The organism is Photobacterium sp. OFAV2-7 (genome assembly GCF_022347985.1).
Taxonomy (GTDB): domain Bacteria; phylum Pseudomonadota; class Gammaproteobacteria; order Enterobacterales; family Vibrionaceae; genus Photobacterium.
The window spans coordinates 1-5,495 of the sequence record NZ_JAKRFQ010000293.1 but is presented as its reverse complement, the minus strand read 5'-3'; the positions used below and the strand labels follow the sequence as shown (position 1 = coordinate 5,495).

General features: G+C 47.9%; 7 protein-coding genes. 5 read left to right on the top strand and 2 right to left on the bottom strand.

Annotated features, from left to right (window positions below):
- A partial coding sequence (ulaR, locus tag MHN01_RS15000; protein WP_239412085.1) for an HTH-type transcriptional regulator UlaR occupies positions 1–654 on the bottom strand: 654 nt, incomplete at its 3' end.
- 434 nt (positions 655–1,088) lie between these two features.
- Here ulaR and MHN01_RS14995 point away from each other — a divergent pair.
- From MHN01_RS14995 to MHN01_RS14975, 5 genes are all read left to right on the top strand, one after another.
- Positions 1,089–2,855 carry a PTS ascorbate-specific subunit IIBC gene (locus MHN01_RS14995; RefSeq protein WP_239412084.1) on the top strand — a complete coding sequence of 589 codons (1,767 nt, stop codon included), beginning with the start codon at positions 1,089–1,091 and terminating at the stop codon, positions 2,853–2,855.
- Between the two features lie 65 nt (positions 2,856–2,920).
- Entirely contained in the window at positions 2,921–3,394 is a 474-nt protein-coding gene (locus MHN01_RS14990) for a PTS sugar transporter subunit IIA (protein WP_239412083.1), read from the top strand.
- Positions 3,395–3,424: 30 nt separating this feature from the next.
- Entirely contained in the window at positions 3,425–4,117 is a 693-nt protein-coding gene (locus MHN01_RS14985; protein WP_239412082.1) for an L-ribulose-5-phosphate 4-epimerase, read from the top strand.
- 33 nt (positions 4,118–4,150) lie between these two features.
- Positions 4,151–4,795, top strand: coding sequence for a 3-keto-L-gulonate-6-phosphate decarboxylase UlaD (locus tag MHN01_RS14980; protein ID WP_239412081.1), 645 nt, complete (start codon positions 4,151–4,153; stop codon positions 4,793–4,795).
- Between the two features lie 89 nt (positions 4,796–4,884).
- On the top strand, positions 4,885–5,316 hold the full coding sequence (locus tag MHN01_RS14975) for a phosphoenolpyruvate-utilizing N-terminal domain-containing protein (protein ID WP_239412080.1): 432 nt from the start codon (positions 4,885–4,887) through the stop codon (positions 5,314–5,316).
- Between the two features lie 5 nt (positions 5,317–5,321).
- On the opposite strand, the gene MHN01_RS14970 is transcribed toward MHN01_RS14975, so the two are convergent.
- Positions 5,322–5,495 (bottom strand): HAD-IA family hydrolase (locus MHN01_RS14970; RefSeq protein WP_239412086.1); only part of this gene is annotated, 174 nt, incomplete at its 5' end.

Here is a 5,495-nt window from a genome sequence, read left to right as displayed (position 1 = left end):
AAACAGCAATCCCGCTCTCTGGCCCACTTTCGAGCTATCGACCAAGGCAACCAGCCTGCTGACCTGATTAAGCATTTTGTGCTCGGCCATCGCCGAGAGCATATCCATCTTATAAAGTCCTTCCGCCGTCAGGCCCTTGCCGCTGGTGAACATATAGTGCCCGGCGTAAAACGATGTCATCTCCTGATGGGGTGCGAGAATTAAACTGCGTGTTTTGTGGTACTGCCCGCCGACAATCACCACGCCATCATGGTCCTGTCCGATGAGGTATCGCATCAGCGGGAAGTAATTAGTGATCACCTGAATATCGCGACCGCAAATTTCTTTGCCCAGCAAGAAGGCTGTAGAACCACAATTAATCACGATACTGTCACCAGGTGAGCACATATTTGCCGCATATTGTGATATACGGACTTTCTCATCATGATTGAGTGTTTGGTGAATATTCATTGGCGACCAATAGGTACGCTGGTGATCCACCACCTGAGCACCATTGCGTACTTTCTTCAGCTTTCCCTTCTCATCTAACTTATTGATATCTCTTCTAGCTGTCGCAGGAGAAACACCAAACTTTGTAATCAGGCTCGAAACAGTGATCGAACCTTTCTGATTAAGAAGATCCAGTAACGCATTATGGCGCTGTGACTCAGTCATATATTTAACTCACTCTGTGACAACTCATGACACACCCTGACTATAACAATCACAAAAATGATTATCAATGATTAGAATGAGCATTTTGTGATTAGGATCTGATTTCAATTTGAGTGATGAACAGACGATACAATCCCTCAAAAGCATCTCTATACATTACAGAAACTTAGCAACAAAGCCCTATTTTACAGGGCTAAATGGGGTTTGAGTAACAATGTGACGTAGAAAAACAGACAAATTTGTCAAAATTGATTTTGATCAAAACCAAGACAACAGACACGAGATCGCACTCACATAAAATCACAAACAGTCTTTTTGTGATTATTTATGATTGCTATGGTGATTACGCGAACAGAGAACAGGTAGATAGATCAGAGAATAAGAAACGGCATTAAGCCAATCACCCCATTTACATGAAGCGATGGAGCATCATAATGGAAACCCTATACGACATCTTCTATATCTTTTACAGCCAGGTCATGACCAAAGCGCCGCTACTCCTGGGGCTAGTAACATGCATCGGCTACTTCCTTTTAAAACGTGACAACACCACCATAATTAAAGGCACAATCAAAACGATTGTCGGCTTTATGCTGGTACAGGTCGGTGCCGGTACCCTGGTAAAAGGCTTTAAACCGGTTATCGAAAAACTTTCCGAATACCACAATCTCACCGGCTCGGTCATTGACCCCTACACCACCATGATGGCGACCATGGAAACCATGGGAGAGAATTACTCCTGGGTCGGTTACGCCGTACTCATGGCATTGGGCATTAATATCCTGCTTGTGGTATTCCGCCGCTTTACCGGTATTCGCACCATCATGCTCACCGGCCACATCATGTTCCAACAGGCAGGCCTGGTGGCAGTGTTCTACTTTGTACTTGGCGCATCCATGTGGGAAACCATCATCTACTCAGCAATACTGATGGCACTCTACTGGGGCATCTCGTCCAACATCATGTTCAAGCCAACGGAGGAAGTCACCGGCGGAGCAGGCTTCTCTATTGGTCACCAGCAGCAGATTGCATCCTGGATTGCCACCAAAGTTGCACCAAAGCTTGGTAATAAAGACGACAGCGTTGATCATATCGAGCTACCGAAATGGCTTCATATCTTCCATGACAGCATTGCAGCCACCGCCATCGTGATGACGGTATTCTTCGGCATCATTCTGCTTTCTTTTGGTCTGGATAACCTCCAGGCCATGGCAGGCAAAACCCACTGGAGCATCTACATTCTTGAAACCGGCCTTAAATTTGCCGTAGCCATTCAGGTCATTGTTGCCGGTGTACGCATGTTTGTTGCCGAGCTGTCTGAAGCATTCAAGGGGATCTCCGAGCGCGTTATTCCTAATGCGGTGCTGGCCATCGATTGTGCCGCCATCTACGCCTTCTCTCCAAATGCGATGGTATTTGGTTTCATGTGGGGTGCTATCGGCCAGTTCGTTGCAGTACTTGCCATGCTGGCCTTCGACGCGCCAATCATGATCATCCCGGGCTTTATCCCGATGTTCTTCTCGAACGCCACTATCGGTGTATTTGCCAACCACTTCGGTGGCTGGAAAGCGGTCATGAAGATCTGTTTCGTCATGGGCATTATCGAGGTTGTCGGCTCTGCCTGGGCAATTCACCTCTTTAGCCAGTACGGCACTGAATTCAACGGCTGGATGGGTATGGCTGACTGGGCACTGGTATTCCCGCCAATCATGCAAGGTCTGTCCTCATCTTCCATGTTCTTCTTTGTCCTGCTTGCTCTGGCTGGCGTCTACATGTTCTTCGCCTCTAAAGCCCTACGTGCAGAAGAAGATACCGAAGCAACAGAAGCCGCAACCGTGGCAACAGACTCAAGCAACGAACAGGTGGCAGAAATTGCCGACCAGGCTATCGCAAGCGCTGAAGGTCGTGCCATCCGTATTCTTGCCGTGTGCGGTAATGGCCAGGGCTCATCCATGATGATGAAAATGAAAATTGGTAAATACCTGGAGAAGAAAGGGATCCCGCATGTAATGGATTCATGTGCAGTCTCGGACTACAAGTCGAAACTCGCCAACACCGACATTATCGTGTCGTCAAAACACTTGGCGGGAGAAATGGACGCCGGTGAAGGCAAGTTTGTCCTCGGAGTGCAGAACATGCTGAACCCGAACTCCTTCGGCGACGAGCTACTGGGCCTTATCAACAAAAACTTCGCTAGCTAACAACAACTGATCACTAGAAAGATAATCCTGCCAGCCGACAGGCTGGCAGGAAAGGGAGTCGAGCAATGAACTTTAAACAATCACTTATCGAAAACAACTCTATCAACCTGCAGGCAGATGCAGCTAACTGGCGTGAGGCTATCAAGCTGGGCACCGACATGCTGATAGCATCCGGCGCTGTTGAGCAAAGCTATCACGACGCCATTATCCGCAGCGTAGAAAAACTCGGTGCCTACATTGTTATTGCCCCTAACTTTGCCATGCCGCACGCCCGCCCTGAAGACGGTGTTAACCGTACCGCCTTTGCACTGGTAACCCTGAAAGAGCCGGTATTTTTTGATGGCGAAGATGAGCCGGTGGATGTCATGGTCACTCTGGCGGGCAGCTCCTCGGACCAACATATGGAAGGCCTGATGGAAGTAACCCAGGTACTGGAAGATGACGACAGTGAAACCGGTGTCGATCTAGACAAACTCCGCGCCTGCCGCAGCCAGGAAGATGTCTACGAGGTCATTGATGCAGCACTTGTTGAGGCCTGATTGGAAACGCCTCCCAATAAGAGAGTTACTATGTACCAAGCACTGAAAGAAAAAGTACTGGAAGCAAATTTATTGCTGCCGAAATATGATTTAGTCACCTTCACCTGGGGAAACGTATCTGAAATAGATCGCGATAAGGGCATCATTGCCATTAAGCCTTCAGGGGTAGAATACGATGTCATGAATGCGGATGATATAGTCATTGTCGATTTAGACGGCAATGTTATCGAAGGGACATTAAATCCGTCCAGTGATACCGCGACCCATATTGAGCTTTACAAAGCATTCGGCTCTATCGGCGGTATTGTTCATACTCACTCAAGAAATGCGACAGTATGGGCACAGGCCGGACTCGACATTCCAGCGCTGGGTACCACGCATGCTGATTATTTCTATGGCGATATTCCCTGCACTCGCCAGCTAACCCCAACCGAAATAGACACAGATTACGAAAAAAATACCGGACTGGTCATCATTGAAGAATTTAGTCGCCGGGACATTGATCCGAAGGCCGTACCCAGCGCCATTATTTCAGGCCACGCACCTTTCTCCTGGGGTAAAAATGCCCACGATGCCGTCCATAATGCCGTCGTACTGGAAGAAGTAGCTGCAATGGCACTTGCAACACGCTCTTTAAATAGCGGCATAAAAGTACAGCAAGAACTATCGGATAAGCATTACAACCGTAAGCATGGCAAGAATGCATATTATGGCCAGAAGTAACATTAATTTTTAAAACGTTTGAGAGAAATAATCATGACTAAACCATTAATCCAGATTGCACTTGATTCTACCGATCTTGATACTGCTGTTTCGGTTGCTAATAACGTAGAAAGTTTCGTTGATGTTATTGAGGTCGGTACTATTCTTGCTTTTGCCGAAGGCATGAATGCTGTTCGCACCCTTCGCGCCAACCACCCCGAGCATATTATTGTCTGTGATATGAAAACCACCGATGGCGGCGCTATTCTGGCACGCATGGCATTTGAAGCCGGAGCTGACTGGCTTACCGTTTCTGCCGCAGCACACATTGCCACCATTGAAGCATGTAAAAAGATTGCCGATGAACTAGGCGGTGAGATCCAAATCGAGCTATACGGCAACTGGACCCTGGAAGATGCCCAGGCGTGGGTTGATCTCGGTATCAAGCAGGCCATTTACCACCGTTCACGCGATGCCGAACTTGCCGGGGTAAGCTGGACGGACGAGGATATTAACCGCATGCGCGTTCTTTCGGAACTGGGCCTGGAAGTCTCCATCACTGGCGGCATCGTACCGCAAGACATTCACCTGTTCGAAGGGATCAAAGCCAAGACCTTTATCGCTGGCCGGGCACTAGCCAGTGATACCGGCAAGCAGACCGCAGAGGCACTGCGCACCGAAATAAACAAATACTGGTAATAGAAAAAGCCCCCCGAGAAACACTGAGTAAAACACTCCTATCTCTTGGCCTGTTTCGACAGGCCTTTTTTATAAAAGATGAGGCTGTCATGCTAGCTGGGATCACGACGTTAAACGAGAATACCTATAACCAAACGAGGGCATGCAACGAACAACACCTGCTGATACCGCGTTATCGTATTGAACGAGAGAAATTCGAAACAGAAATGATCCGGTTTTACCGAGCCCGCGATTCCGTTCAGTACCAGCTGGAACAGCTCAGGGATCAAACAGCGGTAAATAATGGACTCAGGCAAGCCCATCGATTTGATCTCAGCATTCAGCTATTAACCAGCCATGAGATCGAAATAGCCATCAATGATGCGGTGGCTAACGGCCAAAATATCGAGGCAGCTGCACTTGATACACTCAGTAGTTATGCCGAGCTGAGAATAACATTGGGTAATGACAAGCTCGTTCTGCAACAAAAATACATCAAAGAGCTGTGCCATACATTGCTTTGGCACCTGATATCGGTATAGGCAGGCTAAGTGGCACTATCCCGGTTATTAACGACATGGTTATCAAAAACATGGCTATCAACAACATAAAGTTGACCATCTTTGACCATAATACAATCCATGCCAGCGTTACGTGCAGCTTCTATTCCCAGTAAAGTATCTTCAAATACGACGCACTGCTCCGGAGCCAGCCCCAGCTT

Coding starts and splice junctions, on each gene's coding strand:
- MHN01_RS14980 (WP_239412081.1), top strand. CDS start 4,151: ATGACTAAACCATTAATCCAGATTGCACTTGATTCTACCGATCTTGAT.
- MHN01_RS14975 (WP_239412080.1), top strand. CDS start 4,885: ATGCTAGCTGGGATCACGACGTTAAACGAGAATACCTATAACCAAACG.
- MHN01_RS14985 (WP_239412082.1), top strand. CDS start 3,425: ATGTACCAAGCACTGAAAGAAAAAGTACTGGAAGCAAATTTATTGCTG.
- MHN01_RS14995 (WP_239412084.1), top strand. CDS start 1,089: ATGGAAACCCTATACGACATCTTCTATATCTTTTACAGCCAGGTCATG.
- MHN01_RS14990 (WP_239412083.1), top strand. CDS start 2,921: ATGAACTTTAAACAATCACTTATCGAAAACAACTCTATCAACCTGCAG.